This window comes from Nonomuraea basaltis (assembly GCF_005893125.1).
Lineage (GTDB): Bacteria > Actinomycetota > Actinomycetes > Streptosporangiales > Streptosporangiaceae > Nonomuraea > Nonomuraea basaltis.
The window spans coordinates 23831-50718 of sequence record NZ_VCJS01000026.1; the positions used below are offsets into that span (position 1 = coordinate 23831).

The 26888-nt window shown below is 70.3% G+C and carries 20 protein-coding genes; 12 read left to right on the forward strand and 8 right to left on the reverse strand.

Annotation, left to right across the window (positions count from 1 at the left end; translation table 11 throughout):
• Window positions 1–19 precede the first annotated feature (19 nt).
• From EJK15_RS15075 to EJK15_RS15095, 5 genes are all read right to left on the reverse strand, one after another.
• Window positions 20–475, reverse strand: coding sequence for a carboxylesterase family protein (locus tag EJK15_RS15075; protein WP_240776991.1), 456 nt, complete (start codon window positions 473–475; stop codon window positions 20–22).
• A gap of 102 nt (window positions 476–577) precedes the next feature.
• Window positions 578–1381: an alpha/beta hydrolase gene (locus EJK15_RS15080; protein ID WP_206060854.1), complete on the reverse strand. Its 804-nt coding sequence runs from the start codon at window positions 1379–1381 to the stop codon at window positions 578–580.
• Between the two features lie 43 nt (window positions 1382–1424).
• On the reverse strand, window positions 1425–2636 hold the full coding sequence (locus EJK15_RS15085; RefSeq protein ID WP_138711041.1) for a metal-dependent hydrolase family protein: 1212 nt from the start codon (window positions 2634–2636) through the stop codon (window positions 1425–1427).
• Window positions 2633–3061, reverse strand: coding sequence for a GAF domain-containing protein (locus EJK15_RS15090; protein ID WP_138711042.1), 429 nt, complete (start codon window positions 3059–3061; stop codon window positions 2633–2635). Before EJK15_RS15090 ends, EJK15_RS15085 begins: the two co-directional genes overlap by 4 nt.
• Window positions 3058–4431: an MFS transporter gene (locus tag EJK15_RS15095; protein ID WP_138711043.1), complete on the reverse strand. Its 1374-nt coding sequence runs from the start codon at window positions 4429–4431 to the stop codon at window positions 3058–3060. Before EJK15_RS15095 ends, EJK15_RS15090 begins: the two co-directional genes overlap by 4 nt.
• 161 nt (window positions 4432–4592) lie before the next feature.
• Between EJK15_RS15095 and EJK15_RS15100 the strand changes: the two genes are divergently transcribed.
• The gene (locus EJK15_RS15100; RefSeq protein ID WP_138711044.1) at window positions 4593–5477 is read left to right on the forward strand and encodes a MurR/RpiR family transcriptional regulator; all 885 of its coding nucleotides are present in this window, start codon (window positions 4593–4595) and stop codon (window positions 5475–5477) included.
• Between the two features lie 48 nt (window positions 5478–5525).
• Here EJK15_RS15100 and EJK15_RS15105 read toward each other — a convergent pair whose 3' ends face one another.
• Both EJK15_RS15105 and selD read right to left on the reverse strand, forming a co-directional pair.
• Entirely contained in the window at window positions 5526–6065 is a 540-nt protein-coding gene (locus EJK15_RS15105; protein ID WP_138711045.1) for a hypothetical protein, read from the reverse strand.
• A 69-nt stretch (window positions 6066–6134) separates the two neighbouring features.
• Window positions 6135–7127 (reverse strand): selenide, water dikinase SelD, encoded by a 993-nt coding sequence (selD, locus tag EJK15_RS15110; RefSeq protein WP_138711046.1) that lies wholly within the window; start codon window positions 7125–7127, stop codon window positions 6135–6137.
• Window positions 7128–7177: 50 nt separating this feature from the next.
• Between selD and selA the strand changes: the two genes are divergently transcribed.
• The 9 genes from selA (at window position 7178) to EJK15_RS15150 (ending at window position 17522) form a co-directional block, all read left to right on the forward strand.
• Window positions 7178–8473, forward strand: a complete 1296-nt coding sequence (selA, locus tag EJK15_RS15115; RefSeq protein WP_138711047.1) for an L-seryl-tRNA(Sec) selenium transferase — start codon at window positions 7178–7180, stop codon at window positions 8471–8473.
• Complete coding sequence (selB, locus tag EJK15_RS15120) at window positions 8464–10278, forward strand: selenocysteine-specific translation elongation factor (RefSeq protein WP_138711048.1); 1815 nt, start codon at window positions 8464–8466, stop codon at window positions 10276–10278. Before selA ends, selB begins: the two co-directional genes overlap by 10 nt.
• The gene (locus EJK15_RS15125; protein ID WP_171074311.1) at window positions 10271–10810 is read left to right on the forward strand and encodes an LLM class flavin-dependent oxidoreductase; all 540 of its coding nucleotides are present in this window, start codon (window positions 10271–10273) and stop codon (window positions 10808–10810) included. Before selB ends, EJK15_RS15125 begins: the two co-directional genes overlap by 8 nt.
• A gap of 65 nt (window positions 10811–10875) precedes the next feature.
• A complete protein-coding gene (locus EJK15_RS72760) occupies window positions 10876–11451 on the forward strand; it encodes a dehydrogenase (protein WP_206060855.1) in 576 nt (191 codons plus the stop codon).
• Window positions 11452–11463: 12 nt separating this feature from the next.
• The gene (fdnG, locus tag EJK15_RS15130) at window positions 11464–13887 is read left to right on the forward strand and encodes a formate dehydrogenase-N subunit alpha (protein ID WP_206060856.1); all 2424 of its coding nucleotides are present in this window, start codon (window positions 11464–11466) and stop codon (window positions 13885–13887) included.
• Entirely contained in the window at window positions 13887–14708 is an 822-nt protein-coding gene (locus tag EJK15_RS15135; RefSeq protein WP_138711051.1) for a formate dehydrogenase accessory protein FdhE domain-containing protein, read from the forward strand. Before fdnG ends, EJK15_RS15135 begins: the two co-directional genes overlap by 1 nt.
• Window position 14709: 1 nt before the next feature.
• Window positions 14710–15525: a 4Fe-4S dicluster domain-containing protein gene (locus tag EJK15_RS15140; RefSeq protein ID WP_138711052.1), complete on the forward strand. Its 816-nt coding sequence runs from the start codon at window positions 14710–14712 to the stop codon at window positions 15523–15525.
• Complete coding sequence (gene nrfD, locus EJK15_RS15145) at window positions 15518–16420, forward strand: NrfD/PsrC family molybdoenzyme membrane anchor subunit (RefSeq protein WP_138711053.1); 903 nt, start codon at window positions 15518–15520, stop codon at window positions 16418–16420. The genes EJK15_RS15140 and nrfD overlap by 8 nt, the downstream gene beginning before the upstream one ends.
• Before the next feature lie 142 nt (window positions 16421–16562).
• Window positions 16563–17522, forward strand: a complete 960-nt coding sequence (locus EJK15_RS15150; RefSeq protein ID WP_240776993.1) for an ABC transporter substrate-binding protein — start codon at window positions 16563–16565, stop codon at window positions 17520–17522.
• Between the two features lie 14 nt (window positions 17523–17536).
• Here the strand turns inward: EJK15_RS15150 and EJK15_RS15155 are convergent, their stop codons facing one another.
• Window positions 17537–18658, reverse strand: coding sequence for an NAD(P)/FAD-dependent oxidoreductase (locus EJK15_RS15155; RefSeq protein ID WP_138711054.1), 1122 nt, complete (start codon window positions 18656–18658; stop codon window positions 17537–17539).
• A 94-nt stretch (window positions 18659–18752) separates the two neighbouring features.
• Between EJK15_RS15155 and EJK15_RS15160 the strand changes: the two genes are divergently transcribed.
• Together EJK15_RS15160 and EJK15_RS15165 are read left to right on the forward strand one after the other, a co-directional pair.
• Entirely contained in the window at window positions 18753–19103 is a 351-nt protein-coding gene (locus tag EJK15_RS15160) for a winged helix-turn-helix transcriptional regulator (protein WP_138711055.1), read from the forward strand.
• A gap of 306 nt (window positions 19104–19409) precedes the next feature.
• Window positions 19410–26822 carry a LamG-like jellyroll fold domain-containing protein gene (locus EJK15_RS15165; RefSeq protein WP_138711056.1) on the forward strand — a complete coding sequence of 2471 codons (7413 nt, stop codon included), beginning with the start codon at window positions 19410–19412 and terminating at the stop codon, window positions 26820–26822.
• The last annotated feature ends 66 nt before the right edge of the window (window positions 26823–26888 follow it).

The following is a 26888-nucleotide window of genomic DNA, read 5'->3' on the forward strand; positions in this document are numbered from 1 at the left end:
GCTTCAGATTGCGGTCGAACTACAGCGAGGCCGGCTCCGACAGTACCCGTCGCATCACCGGCGCCACATCCTCGCCCACCACCTCCGTCCAGGCGTCGCCCGTGCCGTCACGGACCTTGGCTCCGCCGGTCGGCGCGTCCAGTTGCCGACCGCGGCTGAAGACGTCGATCGCCAGGTCGAGAGGCGTCGTCTGGCCGCCGTAGGGGGTCGTCGGCTGCGCGCACTGGCTGCCGGGGGCGGTCGCGTCGCGGATGCCCGGCCAGGGTTCGGCCGGTCGCGGCGCCTTCCAGCGCAGCTCGCCGACGGGCGGCTCGGCGAACGGGACGCCGCGGAAGGCCCGGTGGTCCTGGAGGACCTCGCCTTTGACCAGGCCCTTGTCGGTCCGCACCAGCGCCGCGGAGCCGGAGTCGGCCGCGGCGGGAGCCGCCAGGACGGTCGTGAGGAGCAGAATCGCTGCGGCGGGAATGAGGCGCACGGAGATCTCCTTCCGGCGGGAGCGCCCTGACCGTACACGCGTGGGCGCCCCGACGGTACATGTGCGGGCGCGCCCCGCCTAGTGCGATTCGCAGGCGGTTCCCTAGGGTCGCCCGCCGACCTGGTCGGCCAGGTTCACCACGGCGCGGATCAGCTCGGCTCCGGCCAGCATGGACAGGTCGTTGTGCCCCGCCCCGGCCAGCTCGACGATCGTGACCTGGTCTCCGGCGGCCTCGGCGACCGCCCTGCTCAGCCGCGCGGGCACGATCGTGTCGCGGGTGCCGTATACGACCACGGCGGGCGCCCGTACGGTCGCGAGGTGCTCGGCGACCGGGAACCGGTCGCGCAGCAGCAGCCGCACCGGCAGGAACGGGTAGCTGACCTGCCCCGCCGCCGCCAGGTCGGTGAACGGCGAGCGCAGCACCAGCCCGTCCGGCGGGTGCTCCAGCGCCAGCCGGGTCACCACGGCCGCGCCCAGGCTCTCGCCGAAGTACACGACCGGCCCGTCCCCGAGGAACGCGCGGGCCGCGAGGACGTCGCGGTAGAGCCCCTCCTCTGTCGGGCTGCCCGGGTTGCCGCCATAGCCGCGATAGTCCATCAGCAGCACCGGCAGCCCGTGCGCCGCCAGCGCCCGGGCCAGCGGCGCGCGATGGTACCTGTTGCCCGCGTTCCCGCCCGCGACCAGCACTGTCACGTCGCGGTCCCCGGGCACGAACCAGGCCCCGAGCCGCAGCCCGTCGCCCGTGGTGAACGACACGTCCCGCGCCCCCGGGATGACCTCGCCGGCCGGCGGCGGCGACGACCTGTCGGGCAGGTAGATCAGCTGCCGCTGGAACACCCACAGCAGCCCGAGCAGCACGATCAGCACCGCGACGATCACGAGAGTGGTACGCGTCAGGGACGTCACCCATCAAACGGTACGCAAACACCGCCCGCCGGGACACGACCCCCTAGCCAGGCACGACGGCGCCGGCCTGGACGACGTGGCGGATGTGCTTCGGATCGGCCAGCACGCCGATGTCCTCCAGCGGGTCCCCGTCGAGCACCAGCAGGTCGGCGTGCGCCCCCACGGCCAGCGTGCCGATGTCGCCCGCCATGCCGACCAGCTCGGCCGCCCCCGCCGTGGCCGCCCGCAGCACGTCGATCGGCCGCTGCACCTCGCCCCGCAGCCGGAACTCGTGGTTCTGGTGCCGGTGCATGCCGCCGAGCAGGTCCGTGCCGTACGCCAGCCGCACCCCGCCCCGCGCGGCCCGCTCCAGCGCGACCAGCCCGGCCTCGAGCACCTCGTCGACCTTGCGCCAGCTCCGCTCGGACAGCCCGAACGCCCGGCCCTCCTCCTTGAGCGCCCAGTACGTCACCAGCGTCGGCACCAGGAACGCGTCGTGCCGCAGGAACAGCTCCACGCTGCCGTCGTCGATCAGGTTGCCGTGCTCGATGGAGCGCACCCCGGCCTCCAGCGCCCGGTTGACGGCGCGGGCGGTGTAGGCGTGCGCGGCCACGTACCGGTTGGCGGCCGCGGCCTCCTCGACGGCCACGCGCAGCTCCTCCATCGAGTACTGCGTCGAGTCGATGCGGTCGGTCGGCGACGCCACGCCGCCGGACGCCATGACCTTGATGTGGTGCGCCCCCTTGCGCAGCTCGTCGCGGGCGGCCACGCGAACCGCGTCGACCCCGTCGGCCACGCGCCCGACGCCCGCGCAGCACGGATGATCGTCGCGCAGGTGCTCGCCGCGGCCGCGGAAGTCGGCGTGACCGCCGGTCTGGCTCAGCCCCTTGCCGCAGAACAGCAGCCGCGGCCCGCGGATCAGCCCCTCCGCCTGCGCGTCGGCCAGCCCGTAGTCGGCGCCGGAGGCGTCGCGGACCGTGGTGAAGCCGCGGCCGAGCATCTCGCCCATGATGCGGGCGCTGTGCGCGGCGACGTACGACGGGGACATGGCGCCGAGCGAGCCGAGGTCCGCGGTCGAGGCGGTGACGTGCACGTGCGCGTCGATCAGCCCGGGCACCACGTACGCGCCGGCCCCGTCGATCACCCGCGTGTCCGACGGGGCCCGCAGCCCCGGACCCGCCTCGACGACGCGGCCGTCCGCGCAGCGCAGATCCCCCTCGGCGTACTCGCCCGTGGCCACGTCGAGGACCAGGACATCGCGCAGCAGCAGGCTCACCGCTCACCCCCGCGCAGCGCGGGCACGGCGAGCGGGGCCAGGGACTCGGCCACGGCGACCGACCCCTCGTCGTAGGCTCCCTCGGCGTCGAGGATGTTGAGCACGCCGAGCACCTCGCCCCCGTCCACGACCGGCACGTTGATGATGGCGCCGCAGCCCAGGCTCTCGATCAGCGCGTGGTCGGCGAACACCTCCCGCACCGCGGCCCGGTCAGGCCCGAGGTACGGCTCCCGCGCCTCGATGCACGTGGCCAGCCACCCCTGCGCCACCTCCACGGTCTTCTCCCCGCCCACGGGGTACTCCCCGGGATGGCTGCTGTGGACCCGGCGCAGCGCGCGCCGCTCGGGCACCCAGGCGAGCACGGTGAACAACCGCACGCCCAGCTCCCCGCGCACGCGCGCCTCCAGCTCCTCCAGAACGGTCACTTGGTCGCCTCCTTGGCGGGCTCGGTCAGCTCCTCCAGCGAACGCCCGGCCGTGGCCAGGCCGAACACGACCACGCAGATCACCCCGGCCACCAGCACCGCCGTCGTCAGCCCGAACACGCCGGCGAAGCCCAGGCTAGCGGCCGACAGGCCGATGATCGTCGGGGCCATGATGCTGCCGATCCGCCCGAACGCGCTCGACAGACCGGTCCCCGACGCCCGGATCCAGGTGGGGAACACCTCGGGGGTGTAGGAGTAGACGCCCGCGTACGTGCCGTTGAGGAAGAACGACAGCACCGCGCCCGCGAGCGTGATGGTGACCGGCGAGTCCATCTGGGACAGCCAGAACGCGCTGACCGCCGAGCCGGACAGGTAGAGGGCGATCGTGTTCTTGCGGTCCAGCCTCTCTGACAGCCAGGCCGCGGAGAAGTAGCCGGGGATCTGCGCCAGATAGATGATGATCGAGAACTCGAAGCTCTTGGTGACGGTGATGCCGCGCTGAACGAGCAGCGTCGGGATCCAGGAGAAGAACCCGTAGTACGAGAACGTGATCACGAACCAGATCAGCCAGATCACGGCCGTCCGCTTGGCCATGACCGGGCTCCACAGGAACCGCAGCGCGCTGAGCAGGTTCACCTTCGGCGTCTCCGCCGACGGCGGCGTCGCGGACTCGGGCACCGGCGGCAGCGGTCTGCCGGTGGCCAGCTCGACGCGGCGTTCGAGGTCGGCGACCACCGCCTCGGCCTCGTCCACGCGGCCGTGCTGCAGCAGGTAACGCGGTGACTCGGGCAGCGAGCGCCGCCACCACAGCAGCATCACGATCGGCAGCGCGGTGATCACCTGCGCCACCCGCCAGCCGTCGTCCATCGTCGGCACCACGAACCGCCCGATCAGCGCGGCCATGACGAACCCGAACGAGAAGAACCCGGCCAGCGCGCCGATGAACCAGCCGCGCCTCTTGGCCGGCACGAACTCCGACAGGAACGGCGCGATGATCGCGCTCTCCGCCCCCGCGCCCGCCCCGGCCAGCACCCGGGCCCCGAGGAACACCTCGTAGCTCGGCGCGAACGCGGCGACCACGGAGAAGACGGCGTAGATCGCCAGCGCGTACATCATGACCTTCTTGCGGCCGATGCGGTCGCCGAGCAGGCCGGCGGCGGCCGCGCCGAAGAGGAACCCGAACGGGGTCGCCGACCCGATCAGGCCGAGCTGGCCGTTGGACAGGCTCCAGGCCTCCTGCGCGCTCGGCAGCAGGAAGGCGACCACGGCCCCGTCCATGCCGTCGAAGGTGTAGCCGAGGCCGCCTATCAGGAGGAGGAGGTAGTGCGGCCGGCTCAGAGGGAGCCGGTCCAGACGGGCCAACAAGGTCATCGAACACACCTTTCGCCAGGTCATGGCCCTGCAAGTCGATTGCGAAGCAACATATAGTGCAATTCCATAGATTTGCAATACTCTTTGCAAGTCGAGGGTGTTACAACCGCGTAGCATGTTCCCGGCCTGCACGCGGGGCCGTCATCCAGGGAGAGGAATCCGTGACAGAGCGCGCCACTGATGACTTCGAGGGCTGGCTGCGCGCCCGGACGCCCGAGCGCGGGCTGCGCGGCAAGTCGGCCGCCGTGCTGGAGGTCCTGCTGTCGCAGCCGCGGCGGGCGTCGTTCGGGTCGGCGGGGGAGCTGGCGCAGATCGCGGGCGTCAACGTGGCGACCGTGACGCGCACCGCGCAGGCGCTCGGGTTCGCCGGATGGCCCGCGCTCCAGCAGGAGCTGCGCGCCCGCTACCTGTCCTCGCTCAGCGCCGGCCAGGTCGCCGCCGAGCACAGCGGCACCGGCTCACCCAGCTCCCGGTCGCTCCGCCGCGACCTCGACAGCCTCGCCCTGCTCAACCGGCGCCTGGACGAGACGGTCCTGCTCACGATCGCCGAGGCGATCGCCGCCGCGCGCCGCACGGTGATCGTCGCCGACGGCAGCTACGCCGCCGTCGGGCTGGCTCTGGCGCACAACGCCCGGCTGGCCGGCTACCACGTCACGGCGGTGACCGCGGGCGACGCGGAGCTCGCCAACACGGTGGCCGCCATCGGCTACGGCGACGTGCTGATCGCCATCAGCTTCTGGCGGCTGTACGAGAGCACCGTGCTGGCCGCGAACGAGGCCCGCTCGCGGGGGGTGCGGGTGTTCGCGCTGACGGACGCGGCCAGCCCGGCACTGGCGAACGCGGCCGAGGAGGTGGTGATGGTGCCGGCCGAGGGGGAGGCGTTCTTCCCGTCGCTGACCGCCGGGATCGCGGTGGCGCAGGCGCTGGTCACGCAGCTGGCGGCGGTGGACCCGGCCCGCACGGGCGCCTCCATCGAGGCGGCGGAGGCCATGTGGTCGAAGTTCGCCCTCCTCCACCGCCGCCCCTCGACCACCGACCACCCCTGACCCCTGCGACCTTCCGCAGCTGGCCGACGCACCGTGCACTGCGCCGGACTAGAGCCAGCTGGCGCGGACGCTGGTGGCGGAGTCGGAGTCGGCAGGAGTGCCGAGCTCGCCGGAACGGACGCGGTCGAGCAGGCGGCCGACGGTGTCGACGATCTCCGGCGCCCGGTCGCGCAGCCCCGCCACATCGGCGGAGGAGACCTCGTCCCGGCCGGCGCCGACCTCCTTCAGCACGCTCTCCAGGTCGGCCAGCCGCTCGCCCAGCCACTTCAGCGGCTCGCCGGACAACTGCTGGTCGAACACCCGCGCCCCCGGCTCCCACCCCTCGATGGACGGGTGGTGGTGGGTGCGGTCGAAGCTCCCGGGCACCCCGGTGACCGACTCCAGCAGGTCCACCCGCCACAGGGGCCGGTCGACGGTGATGGGCCGCGCCGAGTAGATCGAGCCCTTCAGCTCGCCGGGTTCGAGCCTGCGGATCTCCAGTCGCACGCCCCGCTCGGCGCCCTCCTGACCTCGGAGCGGGTCCGGGTCGACGAAGTAGATGTCGCTCACGGCCACGCCGATCCGCTCAAAGCCGAACAGGTAGAGCATGGGGAACCACTTCCTTCGCAAGTGTGCCTGTGGGGCCTCTTCAACGTAACCCTGGATGAACCGGGTGGGCTATCGGACGATCAGCGCCCGATCCCCGGCGGGCACCAGCTCGCCGATCACCGGCGCTCCCGGTACCTCCCCGGCCACCAGCAGCCCGCCCGAGGTCTGCGCGTCGGCCAGCAGGAGCAGCTCCTCCTCGGCGATCCCGTCGGCCTCCAGATGCGGGGACACCCAGGCCAGGTTGCGGCGGGTGCCGCCGCTGACGTATCCCTCGCGTAGCGCCTCGCGGGCCCCCGCCAGGTACGGCACCGCCGCGGCGTCGACGACGGCGGTGACGCCGCTGGCCCTGGCCAGCTTGAACAGGTGGCCCAGCAGCCCGAACCCGGTCACGTCGGTCGCGCAGCGGGCGCCGGACTTGATCGCGGCCCGGGCGGCGTCCCGGTTGAGCGTGGTCATGGACGCGATCGCCTCGGGGAAGACCTCGCCGGTGGCCTTGTGACGGGAGTTGAGCACGCCGACGCCGAGGGGCTTGCTCAGGCTCAGCGGCAGCCCCGGACGGGCGCCGTCGAGCCGCAGCAGGCTCGCGGGGTCGGCCAGGCCGGTGACGGCCATGCCGTACTTGGGCTCGGCGTCGTCGATGCTGTGCCCGCCGCCGACGGCGCAGCCCGCCTGGCCGGCGATGTCGAGGCCGCCGCGCAGGACCTCGTGCGCGAGCTCCATGGGGAGGACGTCGCGGGGCCAGCCGAGCAGGTTCAGCGCGACGAGCGGCTCGCCGCCGACGGCGTAGACGTCCGACAGGGCGTTGGCGGCGGCGATCCGCCCGAAGTCGTATGGATCGTCGACGACCGGAGCGAAGAAGTCGACGGTCGAGATCAGGGCGCGATCGCCGTCGATGCGCACGGCGGCCGCGTCGTCCCCGTGCTCGAGCCCGATCAACAACTCCTGTCCGGCATTCCCGCCGAGCGTCGGTACGGCGGCCAGCACCGCCTCCAACTCGCCAGGCGGGATCTTGCAGCTGCAACCGCCGCCACGGGCGTACTGCGTGAGCCTAATATCCGTCATAGCCTGAAGTATCGTCCCTGGAGGCGCGATCCCATGACCGCGAGGTCCCGATGACCGAAGATCCGCGCCGTCGCATCCCGCGTACCGACACCGTCCTGGCCGACCCCCGGGTGGCCCAGGCGGCCAGGGGCGCGGGTCATGCCGTCGTCAAGGCCGCGGTCGTCGCCGCGCAGCAGCAGGCCAGGGAGGGGAGGATCGCCCCGGAGGAGGTCGTGGCGGCCACCGTGTCCGCACTGAACGCGGGTCCCCGGCGGGTGATCAACGCCTCCGGCGTCCTCGTCCACACCAATCTGGGCCGCGCCCCGCTCTCGCCGGCCGCCGTCGAGGCGATGGGGGCCGCCGCCGGGTACACGGACGTCGAATTCGACCTGATGACCGGGGAGCGGGCGCGGCGCGGCCGGGCGGCGCTGGCCGCGCTGGCGGCGGCGGTTCCCGAGGCGGAGGACGTCCACGTCGTCAACAACAACGCGGCGGCGCTCGTGCTGGCGGCCACCGCGCTGGCGGCCGGGCGGGAGATCGTCGTCAGCCGCGGCGAGATGGTGGAGATCGGCGACGGCTTCCGCCTCCCCGACCTGCTCGAGTCCACCGGGGCGCGGCTGCGCGAGGTCGGCACCACCAACCGCACCAACGTCCGCGACTACGCCGGCGCGATCGGCGACGACACGGGGTTCGTCCTCAAGGTCCATCCGTCCAACTTCCGCGTCGAGGGCTTCACCGCCGCCGCCTCGATCGCCGAGCTGAGCGCGCTGCCGGTGCCCGTGGTGTTCGACGTCGGCTCGGGCCTGCTCTCCCCGGAACCGCTGCTGCCGGAAGAGCCGGACGTGCGTACGGCGCTGCGCTCGGGCGCCGCTCTGGTCACGGCCAGCGGCGACAAGCTCCTCGGCGGGCCGCAGGCCGGGCTGATCCTGGGCCGCGCCGACCTGGTACACCGGCTACGGCGCCATCCTCTGGCCCGCGCCCTCCGCGTCGACAAGCTGACCCTGGCGGCCCTGGAGGCCACGCTCCGCTCGGACCCACCGGTACGGCTCGCCCTCCACGCCGACGCCGAACACCTGCATCGCCGCGCCCACCGCCTCGCAGACCTGCTCAAACGCGGCTGGCATCAGGAGGCTGCTCTGGACTGCGGCGTCGTCGGGAGCGTGTCCGTCGTGGGCGGTGGGGGAGCGCCCGGCTGTGAGCTGCCCAGCGTGGCGCTCTCCCTGCCCGCGCGGCTGGCGCTCCCACTGCGCCTGGGCGACCCCGCCGTGGTCGGGCGGGTCGCGGGCGGCAGGCTTCTCCTCGACCTGCGTTCCGTACCATCCGATCAGGACGACGAGCTGGTGGAGGCGGTGCTGGCATGTACGTGATCGCCACGGCCGGGCACGTCGACCACGGAAAGTCCACGCTGGTCCGCGCGCTCACCGGCATCGAGCCCGACCGGTGGGCCGAGGAGCGCCGCCGCGGCATGACCATAGACCTCGGCTTCGCGTGGACCACGCTGCCGTCGGGCCGCCGGCTGGCCTTCGTGGACGTGCCCGGGCACGAGCGGTTCGTCACCAACATGCTGGCCGGGCTCGGCCCGGTGCCCGCCGTGATGTTCGTCCTGGCCGCTGACCAGGGCTGGCAGGCCCAGTCCCAGGAGCACTGGGAGGCGATAGAGGCGCTCGGCGTGGACCGGGGCCTGCTGGTGGTCACCCGGTGCGACCTCATGGATCCCGCGCTGGCGGTGGAGGAGGCCCGCGAGCGGATCCCCTGGCCCGTGGTCACGGTGAGCGGCAGCACGGGGGAAGGGCTCGACGACCTCCGCCGCGGGCTCGACCTGCTGATCTCCTCCCTGCCACCGCCCGACCCGCACGCTCCGGTACGGCTCTGGATCGACCGCGCTTTCACGATCACGGGTGCGGGCACGGTGGTCACCGGCACGCTCGCCGCCGGCACCCTGCGCGCCGGCGACACACTCGTCCTGGACGGCGAGCGGGTACGGGTGAAGGCGCTGCAGGTCACGGAGCAATCGGCCGACGAGGTCACGGCCACCGCCCGCGTGGCGGTCAATCTGCGCGGTATCGAGCGCGACCGGGCGGTCCGAGGAAAGACGCTGCTCACCCCGGACGCCTGGCTGGAGACCGACGTGGTGGACGTGCGGCTGGACGGCGGACCGGTGCCACGCGAGGCCGTCCTGCACATCGGCTCGGCCTCGGTGCCGGCACGCGTCCGCCCCCTGACCCCGCACGCAAGCCCGAGCCCCAGCACGAGCCCGGGCACGGGCGTGGGCGTGGGTGCGGACACGGCGCGGTTGACGCTGGCGCACCCGCTCCCTCTCCGCATCGGAGACCGGGCCCTGTTGCGCTGCTCGGGACGGCCGATCACCAGTGTGCTGGTGCTCGACGTGCGCCCACCGGCACTACGCCGCCGGGGCGCGGCCGCGGGACGCGCGGCGGAGCTGGCGCCGTTCGCCGATGGAGACGCCGGGACCCGGATGCCGGACGCCGCCACCGTGCTCGGCTGGCGCGGGGCGGCGCGGCGGTCCGAGCTGGCCGCGATGGGCTGCGATCCCACCGGCCTCGACGTGCCCGGGGCCGGTGATTGGGCGGTGGACCCCGGACAATGGACGACGCTGGCCGAGCGGCTCAGGGCGATCGTGGCCGAGCAGCCTGGGATCCCGGTGGACGCCGCGCGGACCGCCCTCGGCCTGCCGGCGCGCGACCTGCTCGAGGCGCTGGTCAAGAGCTGCCCGCCGCTGCACCTGTCCGACGGGCGGATCGACGGCGACGGCGTGCCCGGGGAGGTCGTCGGCGCCGTCGAGCGGCTGCGTGCGGAGCTGGCGGAGACGCCGTACCTGGCGCCCGAGGCGGCCCGGCTGCCCGAGCTCGGCCTCAGCCGGCGGACGGTGGCGCTGGCCGCACGGGCCGGGATGGTGCTGCGGCTCGCCGACGGCGTCGTGCTGCTGCCGGGGGCCGACACCGAGGCGGCGCGGATCCTGGCGAAGCTGCCCCAGCCGTTCACGGCGGGAGACGCGCGCGTCGCGCTCGGCACCAACCGGCGGGTCGTGATCCCGCTGCTGGAGCACCTCGACAGGCTGAGCCTCACCCGCAGGGTCGATGACCGGCTCCGCGTCGTCGTCACGGGCCCCGGCCATGACGGATCAGAAGAGGCGGGTGCCCACCATGACTGACCTGATCGAGCGGGTGAAGGTCGGAGTCGTTCTGCCCCGGCCGCAGGCGGACCCCGGGGAGTGGTTGTCGGACGCGGTGGCGTTCGAGGCGGCCGGGGCCGACGCCCTGTGGGTGGAGCACGGCGCGGCGCCGTCGCTCGACCCGCTCACCCTGGCCGCCGCCCTCGCCGCGATGACGTACCGATCGCTCCTGGCCGTGGCCGTGCCCCAGACGCCCGCGCCCCAGGCGCTGGCGACGGTGGAGCAGCTGAGCCGCGGCCGGCTCGTCCTCATCGAGGACGGCCCCCGGCCCGGCGGCGTGCGGACGGTGGTGCGGCTCGCGGGCGGCGGGACGTACGAGGAGGCCGGGGCAGGGCGGTGGACGCCGGTCGCCGTGCCGCTCGGGCGGCCCGCCTGGCGCGAGGCGCTGCGCCTGGCGGCCGAACACGGCGACCACGGCGTCCTCGTGCCGGCCGACCCGAGACTGCTCGACCTCCTGCGGAACCCCGACGACCCGGGCGGCCGCCACGACCTTCAGCTCGCACAGGGCTAGACGGACATCCGGCCGGGTCATACGGTGAAAAAACGAACGGAAATAACCCGTAAGGGAGTCCGGTCATGGAGGTCAGCCGACGGCAGTTCCTGAGCATCGGCCCGGCAGGGGTGCTCGGAGGCTCGGCTCTGGGGTTCGACCTGACCGAGTCGATCAGGGTCAAGCAGCGGCTGCGCATCGAAGGGGCCACGCTTTCCCACTCGGTGTGCCCGTACTGCGCGGTCGGGTGCTCGCTCATCGCCCACACCAAGAAGGCCGCGAACGGCAAGACGGAGCTGCTGCAGATCGAGGGCGACCCGGACAGCCCGGTCAACGAGGGCACGCTCTGCCCGAAGGGCGCGACGTCGCTGCAGCTGGCGGTCTCGCGCCGGCGGGTGCCGCACCCGCTCTACCGCGCGCCGGGAGCGAGCGAGTGGAAACAGGTCTCCTGGGAGTTCGCGCTCGACCGGCTCGCCAGGAACATCAAGGCCTCGCGCGACGCCACGTTCGTCACCCAGGACGCCGACGGCAACGTCGTCAACCGCTGCGAGGGCATCGCCTTCGCGGGCGGGGCGGCGTTCAGCTCTGAAGAGGGATATCTCGCCACGAAGCTGATGAGGGGGTTGGGCCTGGTTCACCTCGAACAACAGGCCCGTGTTTGACACGGTCCCACGGTGGTCAGTTTGGCTGCCACGTTCGGCCGAGGGGCCATGACCAACCATTGGCGTGACATCAGGCATGCCGACCTGATCCTCGTCAACGGCGCCAACCCGGCCGAGGCCCATCCGGTGGGCTTCCGCTGGCTCATGCGGGCCAAGCTCGACCGGGGCGCGAAGATCATCCACGCGGATCCGCGGTTCACGCGGACCTCGGCGGTGGCCGACACGTACGTCCGGATCCGCACGGGGTCGGATGTCGCCTACTTCGGCGGGCTCATCAACTACGTCCTGCAAAATCGCCTTCATCACGATGAGTACGTCCGGTGGGCGACCAACGCCGGCTTCGTGATCAAGGACGGGTACGCCTTCAAGGACGGCATGTTCAACGGCTACGACCAGGAGCAGGGCGTCTACAACACCAAGCTGTGGGCGTACGAGACCGACGACGAGGGCCACGCCAAGATAGACCTCGACCACCCGCGCTCCGTGCTCAACCTGATGCGCGCCCACTACCAGCGCTACGACCCCGACACGGTCGCCCGCATCACCGGCATACCGCGCGACCAGTTCCTCCAGGTCGCCAGGCAGGTCGGCGAGATGGGCCGGCCGGACAAGGTCATGACCATCGTGTACGCCGTCGGCCTCACCCACCACACCACCGGCGTGCAGCTCATCCGCTCGGGCGCCATCCTGCAACTGCTGCTCGGCAACATGGGCCGCCCCGGCGGCGGCATGAACGCCGAGCGCGGCCACGCCAACATCCAGGGCAACACCGACCACGCCATCTCCTGGGACATCCTGCCCGGCTACCTGCGCATCCCGGCCCCCGGGCAGAAGGACATCAAGGCGTACCTGGACGAGAGCGCCAGCATCAAGCAGCACCCCAGGGCGGTGAACTTCTTCGGCGAGAACTACCGCCGCTACCTGGTCAGCCTGCTCAAGGCCTGGTACGGCGACGCCGCCACCAAGGACAACGAGTTCGCCTTCGACCACCTGCCCAAGCCCGCCGCCAACGCCTCCTGGATCTCGATCTTCGACCAGGCGCTGAGGGGCAAGATGCAGGGCGTCATGCTGTCCGGAATGACCGCGACCAGCATCGGCCCCGACTCCAACCAGGTCCTCCAGGCGCTGTCGAACCTCAAGTGGCTGTGCGTGATGGACCCGTTCGCCACCACCAGCTCCGAGTTCTGGCAGGCGCCCGGCATGGATCCGGCGAAGATCCAGACCGAGGTGTTCATGCTCCCGGCCACCCACTGGATCGAGAAGGACGGCTCGTTCACCAACAGCGGCCGCTGGGCGCAGTGGAAGGACCAGGTGCTGCCGCCGGAGGGCGAGGCCAGGCACGACCACTGGATCCTGTCCGAGCTGTTCCTGCGGGTCAGAGACCTGTACGAGGCCCAGGGCGGGAAGTTCCCCGACCCGGTGCTGAAGCTGGCGCTGCCGTACCGGAACCCGCGCAAGCCCGAGCTGGACGAGATCGCGCAGGAGATCAACGGCCGCGACCTGCGGACCGGCAAGCGCCTGGCCACCTTCGTCGACCTCAACGACGACGGCACCACCAGCGCCGGCGACTGGATCTACACCGGCCACTACCCGGAGGAGGGCAACCTGACCAGGCGGCGCGACGGCGTCCAGGACCCCGCCAAGAACGACCCCACCGGCATGGGGTTCTATCCGAACTGGGCGTGGAGCTGGCCGGCCAACCGCCGGGTCCTCTACAACAGGGCCTCCGCCGACGAGAACGGCCGGCCGTGGGACCCGGAACGGCCCGGCATCGCCTGGGAGAACGGCGAGTGGGTGGGCGACGTGCCCGACTACCCGCCGACGACCGGCCCGGGGAAGGACGCGCCTCTGCCGTTCATCATGACCGGCGAGGGCGTGGGCCGGCTGTTCAGCAACGCCGTGGCGGACGGGCCGTTCCCTGAGCACTACGAGCCCATCGAGTCGCCGATCGCCAACCCGCTGCACCCGCAGGTGTCCGCGACGCCGGTGGCCTTCCGGTACGACGAGCGCGCCGGGCGGCCGAACCGGTTCGGCACCGTGGCCGACTACCCGTACGTCGCGACCTCGTACCGGCTCACCGAGCACGAGCACTACGTCACCCAGAACGTCGAGCACCTGGTGCAGCTGCAGCCGGAGGCGTTCGTCGAGGTGCCGGCCGCGCTGGCCCGCGAGAAGGGCATCGAGACCGGCGACCGCGTACGCGTGTCGTCCCGGCGCGGCAAGCTCGAGGTGCGGGCGGTGGTGACCAAACGCCTCGGGCCGCTCGACATCGACGGGCGCACGGTGTACCAGATCGGCATCCCCATCCACTGGGGGTTCGTGGGCATCAACACCGGGCAGCACTGGCTGGCCAACGCCCTCACCCCGTTCGTCGGGGACGCCAGCGCGCGAACGCCGGAGTACAAGGCGTTCCTGGTCAACATCGAGAAGATCTGATGTTCGCCAGGAACCGGGCGCGGGCCGGGGAGCTGCGGGAGCGGTATCCGCACGCGGCCGAGGTGCTCCGGCTGTACATGGCCTTGGCGGAGGTGTGGGAGTCGGTCGGCGACCGGGTGCCGCCCGGCGGGCCGGTCGAATGGGCACAGGCCCACGTGCTGCCCCGCGTGGTCGAGGCCACCGCCCGGCACGGCCCTCCGCTCCTGGCCGCGGCGGTGGACACGGCCGCCCGCAACGGCTTCCTCGACGCGGCCGCCGCAAGTGGGGGCCTGCTGGGCGCCTGGCTCGCGGACGAGGAGCTCACGCCCATCGAGCGCTACCTCGCCCGCGCCACCATGCGCGTCGTCCCCCTCCACGACACGCGCGACCCGCCGCGCGAGACCACGTCCGAGAAGCGGCCGCCGGGCGCGACGCCGGGGCGCTGCCCCGCGTGCGGCGGCCCGCCGCAGCTCAGCTACCGCACGCCCAGCGACGACCCCCTGGTCAGCGGCCGCCGCATGCTGGAATGCGCCAAATGCGGCAACCAGTGGAACTTCTCCGCCACCACCTGCCCCGGCTGCGGCGAGCCGGGCAGGCGCACCCTCTACGCCGAGCCCCGGGCCGGCCCGCAGGTGGGCCGCGCCGCCGCCGACGCCGCCGCCCTGTTCCCGCACCTGCGCGCCGAGGCCTGCCAGACGTGCCACCGCTACCTGATCGACGTGGACCTGGGCCGCGACCCGAGGGCGGTGCCGCAGGTCGACGAGCTGGCCGCGGTGCCCATCGACCTGCACATGGCCGACCAGGGCTACACCAAGATCACGCCCAACCTGATGGGGTTCTGAGATGCCGCACATCACACCTGGCCAGGCGTACGGGTTCTTCACCGACACCAGCGTGTGCATCGGCTGCAAGGCCTGCGAGGTGGCCTGCAAACAGTGGAACCAGCTCGAGGGCAACGAGCCGTCGTTCCTGGACGGCTTCGACAACACCGGCAGGCTGGACGCCGAGAACTGGCGGCACGTGCAGTTCCACGACGACGTGCCCGACGAGAGTGTCACCGCGGGCAACGGCAAGGCGTGGCTGCTGATGTCGGACGTCTGCAAGCACTGCAAAGAGGCCAGCTGCATGGAGGTCTGCCCGACGAACGCGATCATCCGTACCGAGTTCGACAGCGTCTTCATCCAGCCCGACGTCTGCAACGGCTGCCGCAACTGCATCGCGGCCTGCCCGTACGACGTGATCGGCGCCAGCCACGTGAACGGCATCGCGCAGAAGTGCACGCTCTGCTACGACCGCCTGCAGAACGACATGACGCCCGCCTGCGCCAAGGCCTGCCCCACCGAGTCGATCAAGTTCGGCCCGGTCTCGGAGCTGCGCGAGACGGCTGCCAAACGCCTGGAGACCCTGCACGCCCAGGGCGTCACCGAGGCCAACCTGTACGGCCACGACGAGAAGGTGTACGGCGGCCTGAACGCGTTCTTCCTGCTCATGGACCGGCCGGAGAAGTACGGCCTGCCGGACGAGCGCAACGCCGTCCTGCCCAGCCGCAACAACGCAGGCGGCTATCTGACCGCCGCGGTCACCGCCGTGCTGGGCGTGCTCGGCGGCCTGATCGCGCTGGGCCGCCGCAAGGAGAAGGTGGAGGCCGAGGATGGGTGACGTCCAGCACTTCGCCGGCCCGCCGGACTGGCTGTGGTACATCCTGGCCTACTTCTTCCTCGCGGGTCTGTCCGGCGGCTCGTACGTGCTCGCCACCCTGCTCAGGCTGCGCGGCGCCCCCGGCGACGAGCCGATGGCGAGGATCGGCTACTACATCGCCTTCCCGCCGATGTTCATCGCCCCGCTCCTGCTGGCCCTCGACCTCGGCCAGCCGCTGCGCTTCTGGCACATGATGTGGAACACCACCCCCGGCCAGCCCGGGCTGAACTTCAAGTACTGGTCACCGATGTCGATCGGCTCCTGGGCGCTGGTCGTCTTCGGCGCGATCACCACGGTCTCCTTCGCCGCGGCGCTCGTCCGGGACGGCAAGCTCCGACTCCCGCTCGTGACGTGGCTCGACAGCCGCCCGTTCAACGTCTTCGGATCGCTGTTCGGCCTGTTCATCGCGGGCTACACGGGCGTGCTGCTGTCGGTGTCGAACCAGCCGGTGTGGAGCGACACGTGGGCGCTCGGCGGCCTCTTCCTCGCCTCCGGCCTGGCCGGCTCGGCCGCGCTGATGCTGCTGCTGGTCCGCTTCCGCCCGGAGGCGCGGCCCAGCGCCGGGATGTTGTCGGTCTCCGAGCGGCTGTACGCCCTGCTGGAGCTGGCGCTGATCGTGGTGTTCGCGGTGACGTTGTTCGCGGCGGGCACGCAGGGCCGGGTGTTCGGCCTGCCCTGGCTCGTGCTGTGGCTCGTGGTCCTCGCGGGGCTGATCCCCGGCCTCTACGGGCTGGCCACCGAGCGGCTGTCCGCGGACGGCACGGCGGCCCTCCGCCATTCGCTGACGGTGCCGCTGCTGGTGTTGGCCGGCGTGCTGGCCCTGCGCGCCGTCGTGATCTTCAGCATCCAGGTGTGAAATCGCCTATCTGAGGTGCCGTTCTGGTCTGGACGTCAGTTCGGGCTTTCCAACTTCGCCCTCCCGTTCATAAGCGTTTTGACCCCGAAGGCGATCATGATCCGGTACGCTCCACACCGCCGACCGTGGAGGAGCACCCACGATGGAACGCGTAACCCGTGGCATCGCCGCCTTAGCCCTGGCCGTCGTGACCACGGCCTGCACCGCGGACGTCACCCCGCCGCCGAAGCCCGTGCTGGAGAAGAACACGATCAAGGTGGGCGTCGTGCCGACCGCCGACGCCGCGCCGCTGTTCATCGCCCTGCGGAAGGGCTACTTCACGCACGAGGGGCTGATCGTCGAGCCGCAGTTCATAGTCGGCGGTGCCCAGGCGGTGCCGTCGCTGCTGAGCGACCGGCTGGACATCGGGCAGACCGACTACATCTCCACGTTCACGGCCGTTTCCCACGGCCTCCCGCTCAAGGTCGTCGGGGCGATGTCTCAGGCGGGTCCGGGCACCTTCGGTCTCATGGCCGGGAAGAACTCGGGGATCGAGTCGCTGAAGGACCTCAAGGGCAAGAAGGTCGCGGTCAACATCCTGAACGGGCTCGCCACGCTCACCGTCACCGCCATGCTGGAGGACGCCGGCATGAAGGCGAGCGACGTCAAGTTCGCCGAGGTGCCCTTTCCCGAGATGGTGCGCAAGCTCATTGACCGGCAGGTGGACGCGGCGTGGCTGGCCGAGCCGTTCCTCACCGACGGTGGGTCGCGCGGGCTCCTGCGCCCGGTCCCGGACACCATGGCGGGACGGATCACGGATCTGCCGGTGGGAGGCTGGATGGCCGCCGACGAGTGGAGAGAGAAGAACCCCCAGACGCTGGCGGCCTTCCAGCGGGCGATCGCGAAGGCCCAGCAGGTCGCCGCGGGCAGCCGCAAGGAGGTCGAGGCGGTGCTGCCGACATACATGAAGATCGACGCGAAGACGGCCGCGCAGACCTCACTGGGTGCCTACCCCACCGCCCTCGACCTCCAGCGGCTGCAGCGGGTGGCCGACCTCATGCAGCAGCACCGATACGTCAACCGCCCGCTGGACGTCAAGAGCCTCGTCGCGACCGGATCCTGACGGGCCAGGGAGGGTCAGGCGGCTGACTCGACCGGGTCGGGGACGTCGAAGAGGGCGGTGCTCCGTTCGACCATCATGGCGCGGCCCTTGATCTCGGCCGTGGCCTCGGGACCCGCGATGCCGTCCTGGCCCGGGAGCTGGCCGGCGCCGCCCTCCGGGCCGAGCGGGACGACGATCACGGTCGGGTGCCGCTGGTAGGTGGTGAGCTCGCCCTCTCCCGTGATGTGGGTGCGAAGGTTCCGGGCGAGCAGCTCGCCCTGCATCCCCGCGAAGCCCGCCATGTTGCGGTCGGCGTCGGCGATGTCGCCGATGGCGTAGATCCGGTCATGCCCTCTGACCTGCAGGTGTTCGTCGACTCGGAGGTGCCCCTGGGCGTCGCGGGCCGCGGCGAGCGAGCCGCGCAGGTAGCCGGTCTGCAGGGTGACGCCGAAGCAGCGGAACCAGATGTCGGCGGTCAGCTCCTCGCCCGCCTCCGTGGTGACCGCGACCGGGGCCGCCGTGGCGGGAGCGGCGGTGGGGAGCTCGCGCAGCGGGGTGCCCAGCTTGAGCTCGACGCCGAGCTTGTCCAGCTGCGCGCGCAGCTCGTCGCGCAGCGCCTGGTCGTACGGTCCGGCCAGGATGTCGGGCGCGACGTCGGCGATCGTGACGTGCTTGCCGGGATAGGCCGACTTGATCTCGCCGGCGAGCTCGAGGCCGACGGGACCGGCACCGACCAGCAGCACCCGCTGCGCGCCGGTCAGGGCCGCGTGCGCCTCCCTGATCCTGGCCTTGGCCGTCTCGGCGGCCGGCTCATCGATCTTGGCGGGGAACGGGTACGAGGATCCAGTCGCCAGGACCAGGTAGTCGGGCTCCAGCCGCGCGCCGGAGGCGAGCGTGACCTGCCGCCCGTCGACGGCCACGGCGCGATCGCGCAGGAACCGCCCGTTGGACAGCAGCCGCCGGTACGGCAGGAAGATCTGGTCCAGCCACTCCGGCGCCACCAGCGCCCGCAGCGCGGCGACGTTGTGCAAGAAGGCGTCGGAAGGGTCGACGAGCGTCACGTCGGCGACGTCGTCGAGCAGCTTGGCCACCCTGTTGCCGCCGTATCCGCCGCCCAGGACCACCACGCTCGTCCGCCCACCAGCATTCTCGGTCATAGGGATCTCTCCTCACTAGCTTTCGAAGTGCAGCTAGGATATGCATACTCGCTTCTGAAATCAAAGTGGCAGTGAATCCGCTAGTATCAAGGGCATGGCGACGGTCTCTTCCCATGAGGTGGAAAGCTGCGTGCGCGGTGACGCCGCGTTGACGCGCGCCTTCGCGATCCTCGGGAAGCGCTGGAGCGGCGTCGTGCTCGGCAGCCTCAGCCCGGGGGCGGCCGGTTTCCGGGAGCTCTCGCGCGCGATCGGCAAGGTCAGCGACTCGGTGCTGTCCGACAGGCTGTCCGAGCTGGCCAAGGCGGGGCTGATCGCCCGCACCGTCGACGAAGGGCCGCCGGTCACGGTCTCCTACGAGCTGACCGAGAGCGGCCGGGCGCTCATGCCCGCCCTGGAGCAGATCTCGAAGTGGGCACAGGAGCACCTGCCGCCGGACGCGGGCTAGAGCTCCTTATCGCCGAATAGACGGCCTAAGCCCTGGCTGGATGCCATGGCGTTTGTCCGTATTGGCGACTTTTAGTCGTCATGGCTGCGGCATGTGCGCTATGCCAGGTTACGGAGCGTCTCTTACCAGATATTTCTGATTCGTGATGTTCGAGCCTATTGCCGGATTGGTCGGATTTTCTTACGCCGATCGTCGGATGTTGATCGGCTCCGAGCTGCGCGGGGGAGTGCTTGTCGCCCTGTAGCGGAGAGCGACGGTTGGTGCCCTTGTCGGTGTCTTTCGTTGTGGTTCGGAGTGTGATGGCGCATGCGCCGGGTTCTGTCATGGCGTCGTTCGGTTGGAACGGTTCTTACGCTTGTTGGTCTGGCGCCTGGCCTGTTGGTGGTGCAGGGGCAACCGGTGCTGGCGGCGGCCGCGGCGGCGATGGAGCAGGATTCCGGGGCCTTACCGGTGCTGCCGCAGCAGATGACCGGTTCGGCTGCGGGGCTGCCGTCGTTGCTGCCGGCCACGCAGTTGCCCGCGGTGGCCAATGCTTCGGGCGGTTGGCGCGCTGAGGTGCAGCCGCCCAAGGGTGCGGTGCCGCAGGAAGACCGGACACCAGACACGACGCAGGCCGATACGCCTGAGTCGAAGCGGCTGCCGGGAGGGGTGCTGCGGGCTGAAGCTGCCGACGCGGCGCTGCTGGCGGTGCCGAGCCTGGTGGATGTGTACCCGAAGCAGGGATATCTGGTCGATTCGCTGACGCCGTCGCTGCGGGCGTGGGGGCAGAGCAACAACGGCAACTACGCCATGTCGTACTCGTTCAAGATCTGTGATGTCGAGTCGATGTCCGGCACGGGGTGTACGTCGTCGGGCGATGTGGCGGGTAACAAGAACACCTGGACGGTGCCGGCCGGGAAGCTGGCCTGGGGCAAGCAGTACTGGTGGACGGTCACGGTCCGGGACTCCTACGACTCCTCGACCACCACTTCGCCGGTGCTGACGTTCACCACCGGCGTGCGGCAGCCCGCGATCACCTCGAACCTGGCCAACTCCGGGGTTGCGGGGCAGGAGTTCAACCAGCAGAACGGCAACTACACCAGCACCTTCACCGACCTGGAGGTGGCCACGGCGGGGCCGCCGCTGTCGGTGGTGCGCACCTACAACGGCCTGGATCCGCGCACCGACGGGATGTTCGGGCCGGGCTGGTCGACGCGCTGGGACATGAAGATCGTCAAGGAAGTGCGGGGAGCGTCGACGTCGGCGCTGGTCACCTACCCGAACGGGCGGCAGGTGCGCTTCCGGGCCAACGGGGATGGCACCTTCCAGCCGCCGCCCGGCACGCACGCCACCCTCGCCGAGCAGAGCGGCGGGACCTGGCGGCTGATGGACAAGGCCTCCACCAACTACCGCTTCGACACCTCCGGCCGGCTCACCTCAATCACCGACCAGCGCGGCCGGGCTCAGGAACTGACCTACGACACGGGCGGGAAGCTGACCAAGGTCACCAGTGTCGGCGGCCGATCGCTGACGTTCACCTGGCAGGCGGACCGGGTGGCATCGATCTCCAGCGACCCCATCGACGGCACGGCGCTGACCTGGACCTACGGCTACGACGCGGGCCGGTTGACGCAGGTGTGCGCGCCGGTGGCGGCCCCGAACTGCACCAGCTACGAGTACGGCAACGGGTCGCTGTATCGCAGCAGCGTGCTCAACTCCGACCCGTTCGGCTACTGGCGGCTGGGCGAGGCCGCCGGTGCCACCAGCGGCGAGGACCTGGGCACCGGCGCCGGCGACCTGACCTATCAGGGCATCACGCTGGCCCAGCCGGGCGCGCTGGCCGGCACCACCGACACCGCGGCCACCTTCGCGGCGGGGTCGGTGGTCAAGCTGCCTTCCAGCACCGTCCCGCATCTGGGTGATCAGCTATCGGTGGAGACATGGTTCAAGACCACCCAATCCGGTGTGATCATGGCGGCGGGCACCGCCGAGTCCAGCAACCTGGCGCGCGGGGCGATGCTGTACGTGGGCACCGACGGCAAGCTGCGCGGCTCGCTGGACGCCGTCATGACGCCGATCACCTCGGCCGGGGCGGTGAATGACGGGCAGTGGCATCACGTGGCGCTGACCGTGGCCGGGCAGGACCAGACGCTGTACCTGGACGGCCAGCAGGTCGGCACCATGACCGGCCAGGTGACCGCGTGGCGCACGTATGCCACGCTCGGCAACGGCGTCACCGACCCTGCCAAATCCCCGGCCGTCCCGTCCACGGTGCAGGCGTTCCCGTTCCAGGGCCAACTCGATGAGGTCGCGCTGTACGGCAAGCCGCTGACCGCGGCCGAGGTGCAGGGCCACTACGCCACCCGCACCGGGGCGCCGCACAAACTCACCAAGACCACGCTGCCGTCCGGTCGGGTGTGGGCGGTCAACACCTACGACGCCAAGACCGACCGGATCGCCACCCACACCGACAGCAACGGCGGCACCTGGAAGATCGGCAACATCGGCGTCGAGCAGCAGTACGGCGAGGCGCAGGTGACGGTGACCGACCCGGACAACAACACGCTCGTCTACCTGTACGACGCGTGGCGTGGATACCGGATTCGGGGCGAGACCGACCAGCTCGGTCATACCACCTGGCACGAGTACGACCAGGCGGGCTTCTTGACCAAGGTGATCGACCGCAACGACATCGTCCACGACATCTATCAGGACAAGCGCGGCAACACGCTGGGCCGCAAGTATTGCCGGGCGCCGGGCGAGTGCGCGATCGAGTTCTGGTCCTACTACCTCAACCCGGATGATCCATTCGATCCGCGCAACGACCAGGTGACGGCCTACCGCGACGGCCGCTCGGCCGGCGACACTGACAACACCTACGCCACCAAGACCGAGTACAACACCTACGGGGAGCAGACCAACCAGACCACTCCGGCCACCGCGGACTTCCCCTCCGGCCGCTCGGTGAGCACCGCCTACACCGACGGCAGTGAGCCCGCGGTCGGCGGCGGCACCACCCCGGCCGGTTTGGTGAAGACCAAGACCGACGCCCGCGGCAGCCAGTGGAGCTACCGCTACACCGCGGCCGGTGATCTGGCCGAGCAGACCGACCCCGAAGCCCTGGTCACCAAGCTCGACTACGACCCGATCGGCCGTCTGATCGCCAGCACCCGCATCTCCCAAGCGTTCCCGAACGGCGCCAAGACCACCTTCACCTATGACGGGCGCGGCCGCCCGCTGACCAGCACCGTCCCCGGCGTGAAGAACGAGATCAGCAACGTCACGCACACCGCGCAGACCCGCATCACCTACGATCCGGACGGCAGTCCGCTGACGCAGACGATCGCGGACCTGACCGGTGGCGAAGCCGAGCGCGCCACCACCTACACCTACGATGACCACGGCCGCCAGAACTCCGTCACCGACGCCGAGGGTGGCGTCGCCCGGCAGGAGTGGAACCACCGCGGCTGGCCGATCCGCACCACGGACGCGCGCGGCACGGTCATCGAGCAGAGCTACAGCAAGCGCGGCGAGCTGACCACGCAGACGCTGAAGGGCTGGACCGGCAGCCCGGTCAACCCGCAGCCGGCCACGGACGTGGTGCTGGAGACCCGCGGCTACGACCCGGCCGGACGCCTGACATCCAGCGTGGACGTGATGGGCCGCAAGACCACCAACGTGTACTGGATGGACAACCGGCTCAAGCAGCAACTCGCCGACGACGCCAAGCTCAACGGCTCCACCACGCCCCGGGACGTGGTCGTGAAGGCCGAGGAGTACGACCCGGCCGGCAACCTGGTCGAGCAGACCACCGGCGGCGGCCTCACCACCACCGTCTTCGACTACGACGCCGCCAGCCGGCTCACCGCCCAGATCCTGGACCCCGGCGCGCTGGCCCGTACCACCGCCTTCGCCTACGACGCCAACGGCAACGTCACCCAGTCCACGCTGACCGCCGCCGGCACGAGCCGCACCGAGACCACCAGCTACGCCTACAACAAGCTCAACCAGACCACGAAGGAAACGATCGAGAACGGCGCTCAGGACCTGGTCTCCACCACCGGCTACGACGATCGCGGCCTGATCGTCTCCACCACCGACCCGCGCGGCAACGCCGATGGGGCGAACGCCGTCGACTACACCGCCACGCTGCGCTACGACATCCTCGACCGACTGGTGGAGACTATCGCTCCGCAGGTGCAGGTGGACAAGAACGGCACCACTGGCCAGGCCCGCCCGGCCGCCAAGGTCGGCTATGACACCGTGGGCAACCAGACCCACCAGAGCGACGCCGAAGGCCGCACCGTCGTCTCCACCTTCGACAAGGCGGGACGGCTGACCAGCAGCATTGCGCCGCAGTACACGCCGCCGGGCGGCAGCGCGATCACCTCGACCGTCCGCCACGCCTACGACGCGGCCGGGCAGCGCAAGAACACCACCGACCCGCGCGGCTACGTCACCACCTTCGACTATGACCAGCTCGGCCGTCAGGTCCGTGTCACCGACCCTGCCCCTGACGGCCAGAACGCGGGCACCTGGGTGACCGAGTACGACCTGGCCGGGGAGAAGCTGGCCGGCGTCGACCCGACCGGCGCGCGTAGCCAGGCCACGTATGACGATCTCGGGCGGCAGATCACCGCCACGCAGATCGAGCGCAAGCCCGCCACTGCCGCCTACACGACTGCGATGGAGTACGACGACGCCGGTCGGCTGGTCAAGCAGACCGCTCCGGGAAACAAGGTCACCAGCTTCACGGTCAACGCGGCCAGCGAGGTCACCGCCACCACCGACCCTGCGCCCAGTACGACCACCATGGCTTACGACCTTGCCGGTCGTCTCGTCAAGACGACCGACGCGAACGGCAACGCCACCGTCGCCGAATACGATCTGGCCGGACGCAAGATCGCCACCAAGGACCTGAACGCCACCGGCACGGTGCTTCGCACCTTCGGCTACGGCTACGACGCCGTAGGCAACCCGATTAGCGCTACCTCGCCCGAGGGGCACGTGACGAAGCAGACCTTCGACGCGCTGGGTCGCCCTACTTCGCTCATCGAGCCGGTCTCCGCAAGTGAGTGGATCACGACGAGCTTTGGCTACGACGCCACCAGTGCCCGTACCCGGCTCACCGATGGCCGCGGCAACGCCACTTGGACCGGCTACAACAGCCTCGGCCTGGTCGAAACGGTGACCGAGCCGATCACGAGTGCGCATCCGGACCCAGCCGACCGCACCTGGACCCACCTCTATGACGCGGCCGGCAACCAGGTGGCCACCGTCCAGCCCGGCGGCGTGCGCATCGACCGCGCCTTCAACCACCTCGGCCGTGTCACCAAGGAGACCGGCGTCGGGGGCGGCGCGGCCAGCGCCGAGCGCACTCTCGGCTATGACCCTGCTGGCCGCCCCACCACCGCTGGCGACCTGACGGTCGACTACAACGACCGCGGCCTGCCGCTGAAGGTCTCACGCGGCACCACGCAGGAAACCGCCTACGCCTACGACGCGCTCGGCAACCCCACCCAGCGCATCGACGCCGCCGGCACCGCCACCTTCACCTACGACACCGCCAACCGTCTCGCGACCGCCACGGACCCGGTCACCGGCCGTACCCTCACCTACGGTTACGACCCGGCCAGTCGCCTGAAGACCGTCAGCGCCACCAGCGGCCAGGCCGGCACCCAGAGCTTCGACTACGACGCCATGTACCGTCTCACCGGCCACACGCTGAAGAATGGCTCCGGCACCCAGCTCGCCAAGATCATCTACGGGTGGGACAAAGACGACAACCTCACCACCAAGACCACCACCGGCACCGCCGGAGCGGGCACCAACACCTACGCCTACGACCACGCCGGACGGCTCACCTCCTGGACCGCCCCCGGCGGCGCCACCACCGCCTATGAGTGGGATGCCGCGGGCAATCGCACCAGGGCTGGCAACGCGACCTTCACCTACGACGAACGCAACCGCCTGACCAGCGGTGACGGCACCGACTACAGCTACACCCCGCGCGGCACCCTGGCCAGCCAGACCAAGAACAGCACCACCACGCAGTACACGTTCGACGCCTTCGACCGGCTCATCGCCGATAGCGACAGCCTCTACAGCTACGACGCCCTCGACCGGGTCACCTCCCGCATCCGCGGCACCGCCAAGCAGAGCTTCGCCTACTCCGGCCTGGGCAACGACCTGGCGGCCATCGCCGGCAGCGGCGGCGCCGTCCAAGCCCGGTACGCCCGCGACCCCGCCGGCGCTCTGCTCGGCCTGCAGGAAGGCACCAGCGCGGCGGTGGCGGCACTGAGCGACCTGCACGGCGACCTGGTAGCCACCTTCACCAGCAGCTTGCAGACGTCTGCCGCCTACGACCCGTTCGGTACCGTCACCGCCCAGACAGGCGCCAAGACCCAGCTCGGCTACCAGGGGGAATACACCGACCCGGACACCGGCAAGGTCAACATGCACGCCCGCTGGTATCAGCCCGGCAGCGGCACCTTCACCAGCCGCGACACCGCCACCCTCACCCCCAACCCGTCCGTCCAGGCCAACCGCTACACCTACGCCAACGCCTCACCCCTGACCGGCACCGACCCCACCGGCCATGCCACCGCCAGCATCGGCAGTTCCTCCTACACGCCAGGCATCGACCACCAATCGGCCGGCGACGTCTACGCCCAGTACGGCATCGTGCTTGGAGGATGTGGAGGAAGCGGACTGTATATCGGGAGCTGCAAATCCATCGGCGATGCGGGAGGCGGAGCCATCGGCTGCACCACCTACGGCGACTGCGGTGCCGCCATCGTAGATCCGAGTTGGATCGAGGCCGTCGAATGGGACCCCGGATTCTCGGTGGAAGAAGCGAAGCGGATCGGTGTCATGGAGAACGGCCGACCGGCGCCAAGGGGATACTGGAAGGAAAAAGGCGAGGTCCGCGAAGCATACATGGTCGCCTATGTGATGGGCATGTCTGATAAGGATCTAGCCGAACTGTGGTCCACGCTCGGCTCTAGTGGGTTGAAAAATGCCTGGGCGGCCCCTTCAAGTGCAGGTAAAGCTACGCCGGCAAAGTCCGGATGTTACGCCTGGAAAGGTGTCCCTGGGTGTATTACTAAGGGGCACTACGACATTCTAGTTGCGGCGATGAAGTATGGCACAAAGAACGGCCCCGAATGGACAACGAAGATGGCGGCTCATTATGCCTATCTGAAAGCCAAAGGGGACAAGAAGGGGGCGCAAGCCTATGTAGAGAAATTTAAGAAGGCTTTCATAAGTGCTTATAAGAACACTATTAAGGCCGCGGCAAAGATGTTCTCGATACCCCCTTACTTGCTTGCGGGGATTCTCTACGCGGAAGCTGGGGGTAAGCCTACTGCTGCCGATACTTTAGCGACAGCGTGGCGAGATGGCGTTATTGGAAGGTTTACGGGAAAGAGGGATTGGACAACGACATTTGGTGTAGGATCGATCAACATGGCAAACGCCGCCAGGGCGCTAGGATACACGCCTAGTCAAATGACTGATGTTCAATACAACTTTCTCCGTGCAACCATTCGGGACCATAATGTTAATATATTTACGGTCGCGGCGTATATGGCCTACATTAAAACAGGGTGGCCGGCCCCGTGGTCCTCGCCCACGGTTCAGCGTAGAGTCGCATATGAATATAATGGGTCAGGAGCAAAAGCAGAAGAATATGCCGATCGATACATGGGCTATCTGCCTATAGCGAAGGGGTTGCTCTAGGCTTCCAAACGGCGGGATAGCCGATTCCAACTCAGGGGCCCATAAGCTGGTAGCCCCGGAAGGGAG

Excerpts from the sequence above, each read along its gene's own strand:
- EJK15_RS15095 (WP_138711043.1), bottom strand. The coding sequence starts at position 4,431 with ATGACCTTGTTGGCCCGTCTGGACCGGCTCCCTCTGAGCCGGCCGCAC.
- EJK15_RS15105 (WP_138711045.1), bottom strand. The coding sequence starts at position 6,065 with ATGCTCTACCTGTTCGGCTTTGAGCGGATCGGCGTGGCCGTGAGCGAC.
- selD (WP_138711046.1), bottom strand. The coding sequence starts at position 7,127 with ATGACGGATATTAGGCTCACGCAGTACGCCCGTGGCGGCGGTTGCAGC.
- selA (WP_138711047.1), top strand. The coding sequence starts at position 7,178 with ATGACCGAAGATCCGCGCCGTCGCATCCCGCGTACCGACACCGTCCTG.
- selB (WP_138711048.1), top strand. The coding sequence starts at position 8,464 with ATGTACGTGATCGCCACGGCCGGGCACGTCGACCACGGAAAGTCCACG.
- EJK15_RS15125 (WP_171074311.1), top strand. The coding sequence starts at position 10,271 with ATGACTGACCTGATCGAGCGGGTGAAGGTCGGAGTCGTTCTGCCCCGG.
- EJK15_RS72760 (WP_206060855.1), top strand. The coding sequence starts at position 10,876 with ATGGAGGTCAGCCGACGGCAGTTCCTGAGCATCGGCCCGGCAGGGGTG.
- EJK15_RS15135 (WP_138711051.1), top strand. The coding sequence starts at position 13,887 with ATGTTCGCCAGGAACCGGGCGCGGGCCGGGGAGCTGCGGGAGCGGTAT.
- EJK15_RS15140 (WP_138711052.1), top strand. The coding sequence starts at position 14,710 with ATGCCGCACATCACACCTGGCCAGGCGTACGGGTTCTTCACCGACACC.
- nrfD (WP_138711053.1), top strand. The coding sequence starts at position 15,518 with ATGGGTGACGTCCAGCACTTCGCCGGCCCGCCGGACTGGCTGTGGTAC.
- EJK15_RS15150 (WP_240776993.1), top strand. The coding sequence starts at position 16,563 with ATGGAACGCGTAACCCGTGGCATCGCCGCCTTAGCCCTGGCCGTCGTG.
- EJK15_RS15155 (WP_138711054.1), bottom strand. The coding sequence starts at position 18,658 with ATGACCGAGAATGCTGGTGGGCGGACGAGCGTGGTGGTCCTGGGCGGC.
- EJK15_RS15160 (WP_138711055.1), top strand. The coding sequence starts at position 18,753 with ATGGCGACGGTCTCTTCCCATGAGGTGGAAAGCTGCGTGCGCGGTGAC.
- EJK15_RS15165 (WP_138711056.1), top strand. The coding sequence starts at position 19,410 with ATGCGCCGGGTTCTGTCATGGCGTCGTTCGGTTGGAACGGTTCTTACG.